At 44.9% G+C, this 18,470-nt stretch carries 14 protein-coding genes, 1 tRNA gene and 1 pseudogene; 5 read left to right on the top strand and 11 right to left on the bottom strand.

What is annotated here, in order from left to right:
- Window positions 1-68: 68 nt before the first annotated feature.
- From FP827_00155 to FP827_00105, 11 genes are all read right to left on the bottom strand, one after another.
- A tRNA-Pro gene (locus tag FP827_00155) sits at window positions 69-145 on the bottom strand.
- 74 nt (window positions 146-219) lie between these two features.
- The gene (locus tag FP827_00150) at window positions 220-462 is read right to left on the bottom strand and encodes a GIY-YIG nuclease family protein (protein MBA3051498.1); all 243 of its coding nucleotides are present in this window, start codon (window positions 460-462) and stop codon (window positions 220-222) included.
- A 115-nt stretch (window positions 463-577) separates the two neighbouring features.
- Window positions 578-931, bottom strand: coding sequence for a MerR family transcriptional regulator (locus tag FP827_00145; GenBank protein MBA3051497.1), 354 nt, complete (start codon window positions 929-931; stop codon window positions 578-580).
- A 6-nt stretch (window positions 932-937) separates the two neighbouring features.
- Window positions 938-1,183, bottom strand: a complete 246-nt coding sequence (locus FP827_00140; GenBank protein MBA3051496.1) for a hypothetical protein — start codon at window positions 1,181-1,183, stop codon at window positions 938-940.
- Window positions 1,180-1,455 (bottom strand): HU family DNA-binding protein, encoded by a 276-nt coding sequence (locus tag FP827_00135; GenBank protein ID MBA3051495.1) that lies wholly within the window; start codon window positions 1,453-1,455, stop codon window positions 1,180-1,182. Before FP827_00135 ends, FP827_00140 begins: the two co-directional genes overlap by 4 nt.
- 19 nt (window positions 1,456-1,474) lie before the next feature.
- Window positions 1,475-2,470 (bottom strand): NAD(P)-dependent glycerol-3-phosphate dehydrogenase, encoded by a 996-nt coding sequence (locus FP827_00130; GenBank protein ID MBA3051494.1) that lies wholly within the window; start codon window positions 2,468-2,470, stop codon window positions 1,475-1,477.
- A gap of 63 nt (window positions 2,471-2,533) precedes the next feature.
- Window positions 2,534-3,886: a HAMP domain-containing protein gene (locus FP827_00125; GenBank protein MBA3051493.1), complete on the bottom strand. Its 1,353-nt coding sequence runs from the start codon at window positions 3,884-3,886 to the stop codon at window positions 2,534-2,536.
- Complete coding sequence (locus FP827_00120; GenBank protein MBA3051492.1) at window positions 3,883-8,733, bottom strand: hypothetical protein; 4,851 nt, start codon at window positions 8,731-8,733, stop codon at window positions 3,883-3,885. The genes FP827_00125 and FP827_00120 overlap by 4 nt, the downstream gene beginning before the upstream one ends.
- Window positions 8,730-10,496, bottom strand: a complete 1,767-nt coding sequence (locus FP827_00115) for a hypothetical protein (GenBank protein ID MBA3051491.1) — start codon at window positions 10,494-10,496, stop codon at window positions 8,730-8,732. Before FP827_00115 ends, FP827_00120 begins: the two co-directional genes overlap by 4 nt.
- Window positions 10,497-10,560: 64 nt before the next feature.
- Window positions 10,561-11,313 carry a slipin family protein gene (locus FP827_00110; GenBank protein MBA3051490.1) on the bottom strand — a complete coding sequence of 251 codons (753 nt, stop codon included), beginning with the start codon at window positions 11,311-11,313 and terminating at the stop codon, window positions 10,561-10,563.
- A gap of 8 nt (window positions 11,314-11,321) precedes the next feature.
- Window positions 11,322-12,728: a hypothetical protein gene (locus FP827_00105; protein ID MBA3051489.1), complete on the bottom strand. Its 1,407-nt coding sequence runs from the start codon at window positions 12,726-12,728 to the stop codon at window positions 11,322-11,324.
- A gap of 294 nt (window positions 12,729-13,022) precedes the next feature.
- Here FP827_00105 and FP827_00100 point away from each other — a divergent pair, with 294 nt between their 5' ends.
- The 5 genes and pseudogenes from FP827_00100 to FP827_00080 all read left to right on the top strand — a co-directional run bounded on the left by FP827_00100 (window position 13,023) and on the right by FP827_00080 (window position 18,447).
- The gene (locus FP827_00100; protein ID MBA3051488.1) at window positions 13,023-14,285 is read left to right on the top strand and encodes a KamA family radical SAM protein; all 1,263 of its coding nucleotides are present in this window, start codon (window positions 13,023-13,025) and stop codon (window positions 14,283-14,285) included.
- The gene (locus FP827_00095; protein ID MBA3051487.1) at window positions 14,282-16,027 is read left to right on the top strand and encodes a histone deacetylase family protein; all 1,746 of its coding nucleotides are present in this window, start codon (window positions 14,282-14,284) and stop codon (window positions 16,025-16,027) included. The genes FP827_00100 and FP827_00095 overlap by 4 nt, the downstream gene beginning before the upstream one ends.
- Window positions 16,024-17,000, top strand: a pseudogene (locus tag FP827_00090) (ATP-grasp domain-containing protein). The gene FP827_00095 and the pseudogene FP827_00090 overlap by 4 nt, the downstream one beginning before the upstream one ends.
- On the top strand, window positions 16,997-17,962 hold the full coding sequence (locus FP827_00085) for an ATP-grasp domain-containing protein (protein MBA3051486.1): 966 nt from the start codon (window positions 16,997-16,999) through the stop codon (window positions 17,960-17,962). The pseudogene FP827_00090 and the gene FP827_00085 overlap by 4 nt, the downstream one beginning before the upstream one ends.
- A gap of 2 nt (window positions 17,963-17,964) precedes the next feature.
- Window positions 17,965-18,447, top strand: coding sequence for a GNAT family N-acetyltransferase (locus FP827_00080; protein MBA3051485.1), 483 nt, complete (start codon window positions 17,965-17,967; stop codon window positions 18,445-18,447).
- Window positions 18,448-18,470: the final 23 nt, after the last annotated feature.

Genomic DNA, 18,470 nt, shown 5'->3' with positions numbered 1-18,470 from the left:
GAAATTCCGAAAAGAACGGTGAGCTCCGCTCACCGAATTTTTTTGAAAATCGCGCAACAAGTTTGAAATGGTCGGGGTGGGCGGACTTGAACCGCCGACCTCTGCGTCCCGAACGCAGCGCCCTAGCCAACTGGGCCACACCCCGTTTACAAAATACATTTAATAACCGCCGACCTTCCGCCTCCGGCGGACGCCCTATCCAACTGGGCCACACCCCGTTTATTTATTTAAAATATTTTTCAAAAATTCACGGCCGGAACCGCCCTTAAAAAACTTTTCCCTTTTCATCGCCTCTGAGCGCGTAGAAAATTCCTCATAATATACTATTTCCCAAGGGCCGCGTACGCCGGCATAATGCCTTTTTTCCTCGTTATGCTCAAACAGGCGGCGGGCCAAATTATCCGTATGGCCATGATAATATTTTCCGCTATTTTTATTTTTCAAAAAATAGGCAAAATACATTATATTACCGCCGACCTTCCGCCTCCGGCGGACGCCCTAGCCAACTGGGCCACACCCCGGAAGAACCTTTAAATATCAAAAAAAAAGATTTAATTCAATCACCGGAAAGCCGGCGTCAATCCTTGGCCAGCATTTTAAAAATGGTTTTCAGATCGCTTTTAACTTTTTTCAGCATCTCTATCGCCGCCGGGTTCTGCGCCATCGGCAGCTCGATCTGGGGATTCAGTTTTTTGGCTTTAACGATCTCCTTTTTAGCTCCGGCGATCGTGAATTTTTTTCTGTAAAGAAGATCCTTGATCTGTTCGATCATGTGTATGTGACTGGCGGTATAGCGCCGCTGGCCGCTCTCGCGGCGGACGGGTTTGAGGAGCTGGAATTCTTTTTCCCAATATCTGAGGACATGCGCATGTACCTTCGTTATGGCGCTTGTTTCCTTTATCGTAAAATATTTCTTTCCGGGTATATGCATTTCCGATTATATGTCCTTTTTTCTCCTGTCCTTCTTTCTGCGATCCGGGCCCCGGTCGCCTTTGAATCTCCGTTCTCTCACAGGGTTTCTTCTATCAGTGTCTCTTTTGTCGGATGCCCTTTTCTCTTTCGGCACTTCGCAATCTATGCAGTCCTGTATGGAAATAAACCTTGAAACATTTCCAAGGACGCAGATCATACCGGCATATTTCCTGTATCTGCAGGGTTCAAGTATTTTATTTTTATCTGTCATTTTTCTCCGCCTTCATTAAAAACTCCGGGAGAAATCGTGAATTTCACGACATTTCTCGGAGGCACATGCACCTTTTCTCCCGTCCGCGGATTGCGCGCGTCATATGGTTTTTTCAGTCGCACATGGAAAGAACCGAAATTCTGCACCACGACTTTTTCCTTGCGGCGGAGCGCTTCCGTTATCACCTCAAAAACTTTGTTTACAGCGTCATTGGCTTCGCTTTTCGCGCAGGTCACACCGCTGACGGCTTCTATTATATCTATTTTATTCATAACACAATATCCTCCGGCGCTATTCTCCGTCCTCTTTTCTAACCGCCCGCCCCATCAGCCGCCCTATGGCCTCATGCGCGGGCCTTCCCTTATACATTATACCAAAAAGTTCCTTAGTTATAGGCGCATCCACTTTTCCCTTTGACGCTATCTTCACCAGGGCCCGCACCGTTTCGGCGCCCTCAGCGGTGGTCTTCACTTTTTTCTTCGCCTGCTCAAGAGTCATTCCCCTGCCCAGCGCCTCGCCGAGATTCCTGTTCCTGCTGTGCGTTGAAAAGGCCGTAACGATAAGATCCCCGACTCCGGAAAGCCCGCTGAAAGTGGCGCGTTTTCCCCCCATATAAATTCCCAGCCGCGTCATTTCCGCCAGGCCCCGCGTGACAAGCGCGGCTTTCGCGTTTATACCGAGGCCCAGGCCGTCGCAAACACCGGCGGCCGTGGCCATGACATTTTTAATGGCTCCGCCCAGCGCCGCCCCGCGTATGTCACTCTGGACATAGGGCCTGAAATAATCGCTTGTGAAAAGTTTCTGCACCTTTGAGGCGAGCGCGCGGTTCTTTGACGCCACAACAACGCTTGTGGGCTGCCTGACAGCGAGCTCTTCCGCGTGCGAGGGACCGGTCATGACGGCGACGGGAACATTCCTTCCGAGAACTTCAAGGCACACAGCGTCCAGGCTTTTGAGAGATCGTATCTCTATTCCCTTGCTCAGCACGAGAACAGGCAGCCGTTCTCTTTTCACGAAATCCGCGATCTTCATAAGAGAGGGCCTTAAAGTCTGCGCCGGTACGGCGGCAATCAGAAGATTGGTGCCTGCGGGTATCTGTAAATCATCCGCGAATTTCACGCCGCGGAGCTTGACATAAGAAAAAGATTTTGGATGGCCGTGCTTTCTGAAATAATCGCGGCGGGCGGGATCTATCTCCCATATGGTTATAGACGCCCCCTCCTGCAGCGCGGAGGCCACTGCCGTTGCCCAGCAACCGCCTCCCATAATAAAGATATTGTCAAACATAAGCGAATTTATCTGATATTTTACTTTAACGGCGGGACTTTGTCAAAATTGCGGGGGGACATCTTAAATTTCTTTTATCCCTTTCAATTCGTAAATATTGATCTCTTTTTTCTTTCCCCTTATTTTAACATTTGAAATTTCCCTGACAATAATCCGCTCTGAAACAAAACTGTAAGTGTCCTCACTTAAAAGAATTTCCGTCTTAAATTCTTTGTTGAGGCTTTCAATCCTGCTCACCGTGTTAACCGGATCACCGATGCAGGTGTATTCCATTTTTTTGTGAGAGCCGATATTACCCACAATTGCCTCGCCTGTATGAACCGCTATCCCCATACGAAATTTTATATCGTGTTCCAAATTAAATTTTTCAAGCGCCGTTTTCATTTCCCATGCGGATAAAACAGCATTAAGCGGATGGTTTTCAAGCGGGAGAGGCGCCCCGAAAACGGATAATATAGCATCCCCCATGTATTTATCAATTGAGCCTCCTCTTTCGGTAATAACGGCTACCATTTTGTCAAAATACTCGTTAAGCATTTTGATAAGTTTTTCCGCGGGAACTTCTTCGGAAAGGGACGTAAAATCTCTGATGTCGGATATAAGAATTGAAACATTTTTTCTTTCACCGCCGAATTTCAATTTATTTTCAAGCGCGAGACGGGCGACTTCGGGATTTACATATTTTCCGAATGTCTCTCTTAAAAATTCTCTTTCATTCAACCCCTTAACCATTTGATTGAATGTGCGGGAAAGTTCGCCGATTTCGTCTTTGCCTTTTTCATTCACATGAATTTTCAGATTGCCGGCGCCAATTTCTTTTGCGGCGGCGGCAAGATAATTTATAGGCCTTACCATAAAACCGATAACAAGCATTGTGACGAGAATTCCGAGCGCGAGCACAAAAACAGCAATTTTTAAAATCTGAAATCTTACTTCCGCAAGTGCCTGCGCCATTGATTGCTTTGAGAAACCGATTCTTATGCCGCCTATAATTTTGTCGCCGATTTGAAGCGGAAAGGCAAAATCATAAAAACTTTCCCCTTCCTCCTCGTATTCCTGAATCAGAAATTCCTTTGACACAACAGCATTTTTGCCGACAGCGGTTTGAGCGAATTTGTTAAGCCTTTCGGATATTGAATGAGAAATAAATTTTCCGCTCTCATCCCACGCGCATGCGTAAATTATTCCTTTTTCTCTCATTATCTCGTTGACGGCGAAATGAACCTGAAAGAGATCTTTTTTGGGGAAAATCGCCTCCTGAACCGCCCTGCCGAAAAAACGCGTCCTCAATTCCATCTCCATAATAAAACTTTTTTCTTTTTGTTTCAGGACGAGAGAAGAAAGAAAGAATATAATCAGCAAAAGCAATAATGAAACGACTATTGAAAACTTTACCGCAACTTTTGAAATTTTCATCTTAAAACCGCAATCTTGAATTTTTCCGTTTTTGTCCCTGACGGATATTTTTTTTCAATAAAAACTATGTAGCCGTCGCTCAAAACGGAATTTCCCCAATCATCCTTCCCCCGCCACTGAAAGATATTCGCGCCGGGACTTCCGTGAATTTCAGCATCCCTGACAAATTTTCCGCCAAGCGTATAAATAGTTATTTTCGCTTTCGCGGATTCTTTAAGAAAAAATCTGATATTGATTGGTTCTCTGTCGGGATTGCCCGGAACAGGCCATGCGATTGCATTCAAATCAGCGCCCAATATAGCAAGCGTCAGCGGAGAAGTTGTTAAAATCTGCTCATAAGACGCCGATAATACGACGCTGCCGGAACCCTGATATTCTATAATCGTATTTGACTGTAATATGCCACTCTCAAAAACAGGCAATTTTTCAATGTAAAGAAAACCGCTTGAAATATCAAAATTCACCGTTTCAGAAAAATCACCGACAATGTTGCCGTAACTGTCCCTTGCAGAAACCAGCAGTGAAAAACTCCGCCCCGAGTAAATTTCACCGGGCAAAACAAATTCAAAACAGCTTAACTCTTCCGACCCCCCCACGGAAACATCAGCTTCGCCGGTAATTTGAGAAGCGTCCCTGTCGTAAACGCTAATTGCGAAATCGCCGGGTTTTGTGAATGTCACAGCAAAGGTGTGAATTCCGCCGTATTCGCTTTGAAATTGTGTTTCCACGGGAAGCTGAATTGACGAATCGCCGCTAAAAGCGGCAATCCCCTGATAATTTACCGCGCGGGTGAGGTTCTTCCCTATTGCCTCAACCGTCATTGTTGTCGCGCCCACTGTCAAAGAAGACGAAATTATAATGTTAAAACTGGCGGCCTCTTCGGGTAAAACTTCTATTTCAATTTCGCCTTTTATATCTTCATCGTCTTTCACACAGGCGGTAATCCTGTGCGTTCCCACAGTCCAGAATTTCAGAAATTTAGGCGGAATAATCTCATCATTTTCGTTGTTAAAAACTATTCCGGGGTTTTGATATGTGACCTCCAAAAATTCGGCTTCGGGGTCTGTCGTACCAATGACCACCAATCCCGTAAATGTGTCAACTTTTACCTCGTAACTGTAGACGCTTATAATAAGATTATCGCCCGCTATAGGGAACTCATCGCCGGGGTGCGTCTGCCTCCAGCCGAGAGAAAGAACCAAACGCGTCGGCGCTCCCGGCTGGGAAGGCGCGGTTGATTTTTCAACCGAGAAATCGCTGAACTTATCTCCGATGTCGGAAACCTTCATTCTCACAAAATAAACCGTCCCGTTAGTAAGACCGTCAAGAACAACCGACGCGCTCTCCGTTGAAATTTTCGCAATAAAATTTGTTTCCGAAACGCCGGATGTTGTTGAATAATAAACGTGATACTCCTTTATGTCAGTCTCGGCGTTTTCATTCCATGACACAAAAATCTTTCCGTTTCCCGGCGAAAGCGCCAGCCCCGCCGGTATAGCCGGCGGAAGATCACAGGCGGAAGCGGAAACCGTGCTTGAAAGAACGGATGTGTTTCCCGAATCATCCGTTGTTTTTATTCCAAAATAGTGCGTTTTCCCCGGAAAAAGCCCTGTAATCGTTTTTGACTGATTTGAAAGAGCGCCTGTGTTTGTGCTTATCACCAAAGTGTTCGCCTCGGACAGATTCCCGACGGCAAAAGTGGCGTAATAAATCGTAAAAAAACTATTGTGAAGATCACCTTCCGTTCCGTCGTCGCCGGGGGCAATCCAGTAAAGATTTATTTCGCCTTCATCTGCGCCGGTTACGGCGGAAAGAGACGTTATTTTCGCCGGTTTGATGCTGTCGGGGGAAAGCGTGGTAACCGAATTTTCCAAATAAGGGCTCGTTTCGCTGACGGAATTTTTTGAACGCACTCTGAAATAATATTTTGTTCCCGGCGAAAGACCGCCGGATTTGAAACTTAAATTCGTAATCCAGTTTGAAGACGCTTTTATTACGGAAAAAATTTTATTTTCAGAGCAGTCAATCTGATATTCCGTCCCCGGCGGATTTGCGTTTGAATTCCAGTTTGACGTAATAGCAACCGACGATATGTTTGTAAAATAAAGGTTTGACGGCTTTTTTGAAAAAGTCCATGCGGAAGAAATTGATGAGCCGCTTGAGCCTTTAACATTATATGCTTCGCAAGAACGCGCGTATTCCGCATTCGGCGAAAGATTTCCTTCAACAAAAAAAGTCGTGTCCGGAGAGAGTTCTTTTATCCATCCGCCTGTCGCGGTGTAAATTCTAAAACCGTCCTCTTGCGAAGAACCGGATGAATTATCCTTCCATGCCCATTTTATCCGCGCATCCGAGAGAACGGCGCCCTCAAATTCTGACGGCGCCGCGGGAGCGTTTTGAACAGGGGAAAGTGTTTTCGTGGAACCGAGGAAAACCCATTCCGTAGAAAAACCATCACCGTTTTTCGCTTTCGTCCTGAAATAATAATCGGTGACCGCAGTCAATCCCGAAAACTCATAGCCGTAATTTACAATCCATCCGGAATCCTCAAAGAAAGGGCCGCCGGCGGAAACTGACGAGCATTCACAGAAGTATTCCGTATAAGGCGAATTGCCGTTACTCGTCCAGTTCGCTGTTATATTGCCTGATGTTATACCCGAAAATTCCTCTTCAACCGGCTTTTTTGCGTGCGTATAAACAACGGCAGAATTACTAAAACTTGAGCCCGAAATATTATATGCCTCAACATGCCGCCAATAGGAAGCGTTCGGTGAAAGATTTCCTTCAACAAAAAAAGTCGCCTCTTCCGCGAGTGTTTCTATAATTTCCCCGCTTTCATTTCTCAAATGATAACCGCTTTCTTTTTCAACATCATTCCAGCGCCAGTCAATTTTTAAAGCGGAAACGGCCTCACCGGCGAATTGAGGCGCGCTGGGCGGCTGGATATAAGCCCATGAAGTCGCGCCGTTTGAAATCACGGATATATTCGGCACTTCATCCGCTGCCCACAACCTGAAATAATATGTAGCGGCTGGCATCAGCCCTGTAATAGTGTATCCCCAACCGCTTAACGGTTTACAGTCTTCTGTGGAAATTTGCAATTTGTAATTCGCGCTTTGAAATTCATAATCCGTCTTTGTACTGTAATCTATTCTAAATTTGCCCGTAAAATTGCCGCTTGTGCCGTCGTCACCCGGAGCGGACCATGTCAGAGAAATTTCCCCTTCATCTTCGCCGGGAAAAGCGGAAAGCTCTGAAACAGCGCACGGGGAAACATTATCGTAAAAAACTGTTTTGGTGGAAAAATTGACCTCAGTATTTTCATCCCAATCAATAGCTCTGGAATTCAGCAGATATTCGTGATTCTGGCTGAAAGAAACATTTCCCGTGTTGAACTGCCATGAGCCGGCGCCTTCCGCGATATTCCACTGGGAATTCCCAAGCCATTTCCCTAATTCTTCAAACCAATAAAGACCTGCATCATTATCATAAATTCTCAGCTCAACATTTTTCACGCCCCAGCCGGTGTCGGAGGCAAGTCCCGATACGGGATTGATTCCGGAAATATTATAACTTTTTCCGTCGGCGAACGAGGTGATTGATGATGAGGGGGGAGAGCTGTCTCCCCAGAAAACAACCCCGTTAGGATCGTTTTCAAAACAAGGCCCCGCTTTTGCTCCCGCGGAATTTATAAAATTGATTTCCCCTGATGTTTTGGCCGTCGCGCAAAAATTTATTCCTACTGTGTCATCAAAAGAAAAATCAGAAAAATTATAAATTATGTCATCCTTCAAAAGAAAATTGAGCGCTGTTGCCCCCGGGAAGAGGTCTTTGAAAATAATTTTGGACAGCGACACGAAACCGTTTGAAATTGTAATGGAATCCGCCTGTTCAATAACAAGATTAGTGAAACTCAAAATCCCCGAGGAAAGAAAATTCAGATAATTCGCTCCAGAACCTGCAATCGTTGAATTTAAGACGATAAACTGCCCCGCGTTCTCAATCACAACCGCATCCGCCTCAAATTTATGGTTTTGTATTTTCAGCTTTCCCGTTTCAACGGTTAAAGAATTCACCGAAGAAACATCCGAAATAAAGCGCACATCCGAAGAAGATACAATTACAAAAGAATCTATATTCACCTGCGGAATGACTTCAATATTTTGAGTTTCTCCCCCTTTGAAAACAAAACTTCCGTTGGGAAGAATGCTTCCGGCTTTTACCGTGAAATCCCCGTGAATTCCGGCTTCATTACCTCCTAAACTGAAGGCGCCGGATGAGATTTGAAAATCGCCGAGAACTTCAATATTAACTTCCGATAAAACCCCGCTTGAAGAATAAATTTCAAAATCATTAAATGTCTGAACAGGGCCTATCACTCCTCCCGTAATTGATATTTTCTGGAGCGATGTCCCGTTAAAAACGCACCTGCCGCCGCCGGAATCAAAATTGGCAAAAGCGCCTCTTTCAAAATCGCCGCCGAAATTTATTGTTGAAAATTTCAAATTAAAATTTCCGTTTTGAAGCGAAAATTTTGAAGTGACGGAAAAACTTGACACAGTTATATTTATGATGCCCATATAATTTGTCGTTACTGTAAAAGACGAAATTTCAGGAGAAATATCCCAAAAGCAATTGTCGATATTTCCGTCAAAAAGAACGCTGTCCCCGTCCTGCGGAACGCCCGGGCCTGATATTGAAAACCAGTTAGCGGGATCACTTGCGATAGAAGTAAGATTACCGTTTGTCCATGTTCTTTCAAGAGAAAAAAGATTGCCGATGAAAATCATTGCAATTAGAAATCCTAAAAAAATTCTTTTCGCCGCATTGAATATTCTTCCTGTCATTTTTTAATCACCTCAAGCGTGGCGGCAACTTTCTCTTTTAATTTCAACGCGTTTTCATTCAGCGGAGCTTTTTTCAGGATTTCATCAAGAATTTTCCCCGCTTCTTCATACTGTTGTTTAAAATAGAGATCAGCCGAAAGATAATACATTTTGTCAATTTCCGATTGGCTCACCTTTGGCAGTTCCTTTGCCGATTCCTGTTTTATCCGGCTAAGCAGGTCAATAGCCTGTTCGCTTTCCTTAAATGTGAGCGCATATTTTATATTTTTTACAGCATCTGCATAATTTTTCCGGCCGTAAAAATCCTGTCCTTTTGAAAAATATTTTTCAAAAAGCGTATCTTTTTCCTTTTCAGCTTTTATTAGAAGAGTGGAAAGACCTTTGTGATCCGGAGCAAATCTCAAAGCTTCTTTAAACACTTTGATTGCCTCATTCGGTTTATCTTTTGAAAGAAACCCCTCTCCTTTCTCAATCAAAACGTTTACCCTCACCTGTTTCCCTAAAAGCATTTTTTCCTCAAGCGCCCGCCTTTCCTCATCGCCGAATTTTTCTTTAATTTTTGAAATGTATTCATTTGCCCGCTCGTTTAGCGGGTCAAAGAGAAGAACGCTCTCCCATTCTTTAAGCGATTCCCGTAGTTCTCCTTGTGAATAAAACTTATAACCGGCTGTCAGATGCCGTTCAAGAAGCTTTCTGTTGACAAGAATATCCAGCTGTTCGGAAACCTCATCAAGGCGCTGTTTAATTTCGTTATTTTCAGGGGTCCATATCAGCGCCTTATCCCACTCCGCAAGAGCCAGTTCATACTTCTGTTGGTTGTAGTATTCGAGGCCTTTTTTGAAATAATTTTTTGAAAGGTTTTTAGCGTATCTTTTTGTAATTTTCTTTATCTTTTCGCCCCTTGTCTGGCCGAAGCTCCGCGCAAAATCAAACGTGTGATTTCCGCCGAGATCGTGAAAAGCAAAGCAGTAATTGAATGAAAAAGAATTCTTTTTTATTCCCGCGCCGAACCTGAAATTCTCATTAAAACCCCCTCTTAAGCTGAAAATTCCCTTCGTGTATTCAGCGCCGGCCCCTTTCTCAAGCGGGATATTTTTTTCCTTTCTGAGATTAAGAACGAATAAGTAGTTTTTGAACTTATATGAACTTCCCGCCGAAAAAATCCGGGAGAATTTTTCTCTTTCTGTTTCCCATGAAAGAGACGGTGTAATTAAATTCTCAACAAAAAGTCCGGCGGTCATATTTTCCTTAAAATCAGAAAATAATCCCGCATCACAACCATACCCGAAAGCGCTTTTCCTGTATATCCGTGAATTGATAAATTTGAAATTCGCCCCCGTGTATATTTTGTTTGAAATTTTCCTCGCTCCCGAAAGAAGAACCGCATGATGCGCAATATCAAATTCTTCCCCCGCGTCAAAAATTGACTGCCTCGCGATAAAACCTCCGCTCACCAAACGGCAAAATCCGGCGGCAAAGGTTTGTTCCTTTTTTAAAGACGGCTGAACATACGAGAAAAAACTAAAATCCGTATCCAGCCACAACGGCATATGCGCAATATAAATCTGCTTTTGATTTATTTTCGCAAGCCCCGCCGGGTTCCATTTCAAAATACTGCCGTCATCCGGAAAAGAAGAAAAAGCGCCCCCAAGAGCCGCCGCTTTTGCGCCGACAGGAATGTCAAGAAAATTCGCCCGCAGTAAACCCGCGCAAATCAAAAACAAGCCTGCGGGGAGGGCAAACCGCGCAAAAAATCTAAGCATTTCCTACATACCCTCCTCCGCATCGTTTTGCTACCCTGTATCTTCAGGCCGAAGTTTTAAAAAGTCAGCTTTTTTTCTGCGTTATTGCCCTCAGGATATCTATCGGCACGGGAAAAATCGTGACCGAATTGTTCTCCGTGGCTATTTCGGTGAGCGTCTGAAGATATCTCAGCTGTATGGCCGACGGCGACTGGTCTATGATCTTGGCCGCTTCGGTGAGTTTGACGGACGCCTCAAATTCCCCCTGCGCGTGTATCACTTTAGCGCGGCGGTCGCGTTCGGCTTCCGCCTGACGGGCGATGGCCCTCTGCATATCCGCGGGAAGCTGCACATCTTTTATCTCAACCCGGGACACCTTGATTCCCCACGGGTCGGTGGCCTGATCAATTATTTTCTGAAGTTCCGTGTTGATTTTATTTCTGGACGACAGCACCTCGTCAAGATCCGCCTGACCGATGACGCTCCTGAGTGTTGTTTGAGAGATCTGGCTCGTCGCCATTACAAAATCCTCTATTTCAACAATCGCTTTTTCCGGATCCATAACCCTGAAATAGCACACGGCATTCACTTTTACCGGCACATTGTCTTTCGTGATCACTTCCTGCGAAGGCACATCCAGCGTTATAACTCGCAGGTCTATCTTGTCCATTTTTTCAAGTCCGGGGATAAGAAAAAAAAGCCCGGGACCCCGCGCTCCCACAAGCCGGCCGAGACGGAAAACAACGCCCCTCTCGTATTCTTTAACGATTCTTACGGCGTTGAACAATATTATAACAACGATTACCGCTAACGGAAAAAAACCACCAAGACCACTCATAATACCCCCTATTTCCCGCGGCTGAGCTTTACTCTCAGCGTCGCTGGGAACTTGCCTTTCATTTTTTCCTCGGCTTTCTTTGCCGCGGCTACCGCCCGCGCTTTCACCAGAGGTTCATAATCCTCAATGAGGATTTCAAGCGTTTCCATGACCGAAAGCTGGGCTATCTCGCCCGCCGCCCAGGCGGCCGAAAGCCTGTCCCACTTGCTCTCCGAAGCGGTCATGTCTTTGAGCGTGTTTTCCGCTGCGGCCGGATCGAACTTGAACATTTCCACCGCCGCCGTGGCGCGCACCCTGTTATTGCCGTCATTGAGATAGGGCGCGATCAGCCGCGCCGCCAGAGACGGGTTGTTTATTGTCTGAGCTATTGAGACCACACTTTTCGCCCTTGACCTGTTGGCCGGCGAAATATCCGTTATCACACGCCTGGAAATGACATCGTCAAACTCTATGTTATTCACCGCGCCGTCAGAGGCGCCCTGCGCCTGTTCCACGACTTTGATAAGATTTTCCGTCTGGGCGAGCAGTTTTTCCTCCATCGGGTTTGACCGCTGATTCGCGAGCTGGGAAACGATCTCGGCATGAGAGTTTTTTAACTCTGTCAGAGATTCCGTCGCGTTGCTTTTCTGCGCAAGGTCATTTACAAGTTCCGTCATCCTGTCGGAACTGTCCGCAAGCTGCCGGCGGGTGCGGGATGCGATATTATCGACTATTTTGGATGAAACATAATAACTGACCGCTATAGACAGTAGCACCGCTATGGAAAAATACATCAGCCACTTTGTGGCTATCATGTTCGTCTGCTGGCGCAGGATCTCTATCTCCTCTTTTCTGTCCAGTATTTCCTTGCTCTGGCGGTTAACCTGTTCCAGGAGATTTTTTTCTCTCAGTTCGCGCTGACGCCTCTCATTCTCTATTTTTTTGTTGTATTCTTCTTCCTGCGCCCGGCGGGCGGCCTCTTCTTCTTTTCTTCTCTGCTCGGCATAAGCCCTGCGGCTGCGGCCTTCAGCGTCTTTTTCTTCCTGCTGTTTTATCTCCTTAGCTATTTTTGTTTTAGTGTCCGCCGCGTCCTTGAGTTCGGGCGAGTAAGTCAGCGCTTCATCAACTACGCGGAGAGCTTTTTCCAGTTCCCCTTTTGCGGCCAGGTCTGCGGCCTGCGAAGTAAGCGCCCTTCCCAAAAGCCCCACGGCACGGAGATTGCCCGGATCATCAGCTATGACTTTTTTTAAATCCTCTATGGCTCCCGGCCAGTCTTTGGCGAGATATTTATCAGCGGCCCGGTCAAAGATCTTTTCCATTTCCGCCGGCGTAGCGGCATGAATGACGGCTGTAAAATCGGCATAGAAAAACGCGGCCAGGGAAAAGAAAAAAATCCCGGTAAACGCGCGCAGCCCTTTTTTCCTTATTGTGCCCATATCAATAAATCTCCATATTGCGGATTTTAGCAATTTTATTTCTGTTTTAACAGCCCTTGCCTTGGATAATACTAAAATACCGCCGAAAAAGGTATAATTCCGCCGCAAGAAAAAAAGTCAGTGGCCGCCAGGGCAAATTGCGCAAACGCCGCGAAAAATGTATCCTTATAAATGAAACCATGCGTATACTCCATGAAGCGATTTACAGTTATCTCTGCCTGCTGCCGCGGGGAGAGTTGGAGAAAGGGCAGATCTGCTTGCCTCCCGGGTTAAAAACCGCTATAATAAAAAATTATGAATGACAGTTTGCAAGAAAGTGCCGAGCCTCCCTCTAATAACGACTTAGGCCTGATTGAAATACAACTAGGTACAGACGTTACCGAAGAAATACCTTTCAGTAAAACAGAGATACCGTCTTCAGATTTTGATATCATAAATCCCGTAACAGCCGCTTTCCGGAAACAGTTTTTCCCGTCGGCTAACGATAGGCAATGGAACAGCTGGCGCTGGCAGATCCAGAACAGTTATACAAGTTTTAAAAAACTGTCCGAGATACTGGACCTTGAAAATATTGACGACGTGGATTTTTTAGCAAAGTCAAGGAAGCTTCCTCTCCGCATCACCCCCTACTATGCAAGCCTGCTCTACGGCACGCCTAAAAATTATGCGCTCACCAAATCAGTTGTTCCCAGTAAACTTGAATTGATAGTCTCACCGGAAGAAGAATCCGACCCTTTACATGAAGAATCAATGTGCCCGGTATATAACCTCGTTCGCCGCTACCCTGACAGGGTGCTGCTTCTTTCTACAGGATTCTGTTCCGTGTACTGCAGATATTGTACGCGGTCCCATATGGTGCTCAAGGATAAAAAACATTACGGCGTGAAGGCCTGGGAAAAATCAATAGAATACATCAAAAATAACACTCAAATCCGTGATGTGGTAATTTCGGGAGGGGATCCTCTGACTATGCCTGATAAACACATAGAGTTCCTTCTCTCATCCATACGCGCTATCCCGCATGTAGAGATCATACGCATTGGAACCAAGGTCCCCGTCGCGCTTCCGCAGCGTATAACAAATAATTTTATCAAAATGCTCAAAAAACACGCCCCTCTTTATATGAGCATACATTTCATCCACCCTGACGAAATAACAGCGGAAGTCAGCGAGGCCTGCTCCCGGATTGCAAATGCGGGTATAGTTATGGGGAGCCAGACGGTGCTTCTAAAGGACATAAACGACAATGTTGAAACCATGAAAGAACTGATGCTCAAACTCCTGAAGAACAGAATAAGGCCTTATTACATATATCAATGCGACCCGATCCCGGGCTCCTCTCATTTTCGTACTCCTGTCGCAAAGGGGCTCGAAATAATACAAGGCTTGAGGGGTTTTATCAGCGGTTATGCCGTTCCTCATTATGTTATTGATACGCCGGGCGGCGGAGGCAAGATCCCTCTCCTGCCGGAATATTATCTGGGGCGCGACGGTGATCATATATTAATAAGGAATTTTGAAGGCAATACCTATAAATATTATGATCCCGTAAAATGAGTTTTAAGATAAGGAAGGTAACAGATTCACTTCTTCCTTCAAATAAACAGGCCATTGAGCAGGTTTTCGGCATCCTGAGGATACATTTCCCGTATGTAAACGAAGAAAAGATCAACGAGATCCTTGAACAGATGAAAGATCCTTTAAAGTACAGATTTTCATCCAGCCTGTTTGTTGCCGAAGACGGCAGATCAAATATCAAAGGTTTTGCCATAATGTTTTATATGCCCGATATAAACATCTGCTATTTGGACTATATAGCGGTAAAACCCGGCAGAACATCTTCGGGGATAGGCGGCGCTCTTTACGAAAGACTCCGTAAAGAAGCTCAACTCCTGAAATCAACCGGTATTTTTATGGAATGCCTTCCCGATGATGAAAAACTTTGCAGGGATAAGACCGCAATAAAACAAAACCGGGCGCGGCTTGCTTTTTACGAAAGATACGGCGCCAGGCCGATTGCGGGAACGAAATATGAGACGCTTGTTAACCCTGACGACGATTGCCCTCCTTATCTTGTCTTTGACGATTTGGGGAACGGCATAAGCTTATCCGCCCGGCAAACGAAAAAGATCGTCAGGGCTGTCTTAGAGCGGAAATATCCCAAATATTGTCCTGAGGACTATATCAATATGGTTATCGCTTCCATTTCTGACAACCCTGTCCGATTAAGGGATTTTAAATATGTTTCAAAAGAAAGGCCTATCGAAAATTTTGATGACATAAGAAATAAAATCCCGCTGATAATCAATGACAAACACCATATTCATCATGTCCGTGAAAGAGGTTATATAGAATCGCCTATCCGGATAAACAGCATCTTAAAAGAAATTGAAAAACTTAATATATTTCAAATAAGGCCGTCAAGAGGGTATCCGGATAAACATATCACGGATGTGCATAACCCGAAATATTTCAATTATTTTAAAAAAGTTTGTGAAAAATTCCCGGAAGGCAAATCAATTTACCCTTATGTTTTCCCGGTTAGAAATGCCACAAGGCCGCCGCACGATTATTCAGTGCTGGCGGGATATTATTGCATTGATACATTTACTCCTCTCAATAAAAATGCTTTTTTGGCGGCGCGGGCGGGAGTAAACTGCGCTCTTACGGGTGCGGAACTGTTACTGGGAGGATATCATTCCGCGTACGCCCTTGTGAGGCCTCCGGGGCATCATGCCGAAAGAGATGTTTTCGGCGGGTTTTGTTATTTCAATAATGCTTCCATCGCCGCGGATTTTCTTTCAGGTTATGGTAAAGTCGCCATATTGGACATTGATTATCACCACGGTAACGGGCATCAATCTATTTTTTATAGCAGAAAAGATGTCTTAACCGTATCTATTCACGGGAACCCCTCGTTTGCATACCCCTATTTTACAGGATTCGCGGATGAGACCGGCGAAGGAGAGGGTGAAGGCTTCAACTTGAATTTCCCGCTAAAGGAAACTTTAACGGGGGAAGAATACCTTGCCACCCTTAAAAAAGCGGCCAAAAGAATTACAGCTTTTGCCCCGGACTATTTAATAATAAGCCTTGGTTTTGATATCGCGAAAGGTGACCCGACGGGGACCTGGTCACTGAAATATTCCGACTTCAAAAACAATGGCGCCGAAATCGGGAAGCTTTCTTTTCCGACATTATTTATACAGGAAGGCGGCTATAAAAACCGGACATTGGGCGTCAATGCCAGATGCTTTTTTGAGGGATTTTTATCCTGCCGGACAAATAACAAACGATGAACATCGGACTGACTTTCGATTTAAGAACAGATTACATTGCCCATGGCTATACTCTTGAAGAAACAGCCGAATTTGATAAAGAGAGCACCATCGCGGGGCTTGAACAAGCCATTCAGAACGCGGGTCACAAAACCGAACGCATAGGTAATGCCCGGAGCCTGATGGAAAAACTTTTGAAAGGCGTTAAGTGGATATGGTTTTTAATATCGCCGAAGGCCTTTACGGCGCGGGACGGGAATCTCTCGTTCCCGCTCTTTTGGATTCATTCAGAATACCTTATGTGTTTTCGGGGCCGGTTACTCTGGGAGTCGCATTGAACAAAGCATTTGCCAAACAAATAGTCAGAGCCAGCGGAGTAAATACTCCCGCATTTTTCGTAGTATCACAATTGTCGGATATAGAGAAAATAAATCTTGAATACCCTCTTTTTGTCAAACCTGTTTCGGAAGGAACAGGAAAAGGCATTGACCCGGCTTCCCTGATTAAGTCGCCCGCGGAGTTAAAAAAAGTTTGCGCCCGTTTGCTCTCTGAATTCAACCAGCCGGTTTTAGTTGAAGAATACTTACCGGGGCGTGAATTTACCGTGGGGGTTCTGGGAACGGGAGAGGAAGCTTATGTGCCGGGAGCAATAGAGATCGTTACCAAACAGTCCGGGGAAAAAATATACACATATGAAAATAAAGAGAACTATGCGGATGCTGTCGAGTATACAGCCATAAAAGGAGAAATCTTTGAGGAATGCAAACAGGCGGCATTACAGGCATGGAAAGCCCTGGATTGCCTTGACGGCGGCAGAATTGATGTGAAGACTGACCGGCATGGAAAAATAAGTTTTATTGAAGTCAATCCATTGGCCGGGCTCAATCCTATAAGTTCTGACCTGCCCATACTTTGCCGCCTCAATGCTATTCCTTATCAGGAGCTCATTGCCGCTATTCTAAAATCGGCTATCAAGCGGCATTTCAAAGTATGAAGAAAAAAATCGCGGTTATTCACAACCAGATAAAAAATAATACGCCTGATGAGCTGGATGTGCTGGCGCAAAGAGACCTGATAAGAAGTTCCTGCCTAACAATAGGATATGATGTGAATTGTCTGACCGTAGAAGATGACCTGCAGAAAAGCCTTGAAAAAATAACTTCTGCAAAACCCGATATCGTATTTAATCTCGTGGAAGCTATATGGGGAAAAAGTGAATTGATCTATTTCGCGCCGGCGCTTTTGAATCTGCTGAAGATTCCCTATACGGGAACGCCATTAGAGGCTTTGTTTATTACCACTAATAAGGTCCTCTCAAAAAAAATCATGCAGATGAACGGTCTTCCGACTGCCGGATATTTTTCTATAAACGCGCTAAGCGGCTTAAATCCTCATAAAACATACATCGCAAAACCTATCTGGGAAGAAGCCTCGGTAGGAATAAGTAACGACTACATCTTTACCATCTCGGAAACAGCAAAGCTGGATAAAATCTCTAAATTATCCCCTACTCATTATTTCGTTGAAGAATTTATAAACGGACGGGAATTCAATGTAAGCGTATTAGCTAATGGCGGTAAAGCTGAAGTATTGCCTCCGGCGGAAATGATATTTTCATCTTTTTTTGACGATAAACACAAGATCATCGGCTATGAAGCCAAGTGGGATGAGAACAGCGAAGAGTATAAAAACACCAACAGGGTTTTTGGCACAGCAGATAAGGATATCCTGTTAAAAGACAAACTTATTGATATTTGCGGGAGATGCTGGAAAGTTTTCAGTTTAAAAGGGTATGCCCGTATTGATTTCAGGGTAGACGAAGATAATAATGTGTATATCCTGGAAATCAACGGCAATCCCTGTATAGCGGAAAACAGCGGTTTTGTCGCGGCGGTCAAACAGGCGGGCTACAGCGTTGAAACAATGGTTGAAAGGATACTGTCCGATCTGAACTGAAGATGGAATTTAGATCAAAATTAAAAGCGACTGATATTGATGCGGTAAGTGAGATCTTGCGGTCTACCGGCTTTTTCTATAATCACGAAATAGCTATCGCCATGGAGCTGGTTAATGAGAATCTTACTAAAGGCGGGGAAAAAAGCGGCTATATTTTTAATATCGCCGAAATAAACAATCAGCCTTGCGCCTTCTCCTGCTACGGGAAAATCCCCTGCACTGACGATAGTTTTGATTTGTACTGGGTTGCGGTACATAAAACTCAGCAGAGCAAAGGAACCGGCAAAACATTGATGGATATGGCCGTTAAGGATATCGCACGAATGTCGGGAAAATATATATGGGCAGACACTTCTTCGCGCCCCCTTTATGAGTCTACCCGTAAGTTCTACTTAAAATCCGGCTTTGAGAAAATCGCCGAACTGCCGAATTTTTATGGCGCCAACGACAACAAAATCATTTTCCTGAAAAAGCTCCAAAAATAATAATGGTAATGGTGCCGGGCTTT

Source organism: Candidatus Omnitrophota bacterium, from assembly GCA_013791745.1.
GTDB lineage: Bacteria > CG03 > CG03 > CG03 > CG03 > CG03.
The sequence above is the reverse complement of the archived record's forward strand: the minus strand, read 5'-3'. Positions and strand labels throughout refer to the sequence as shown.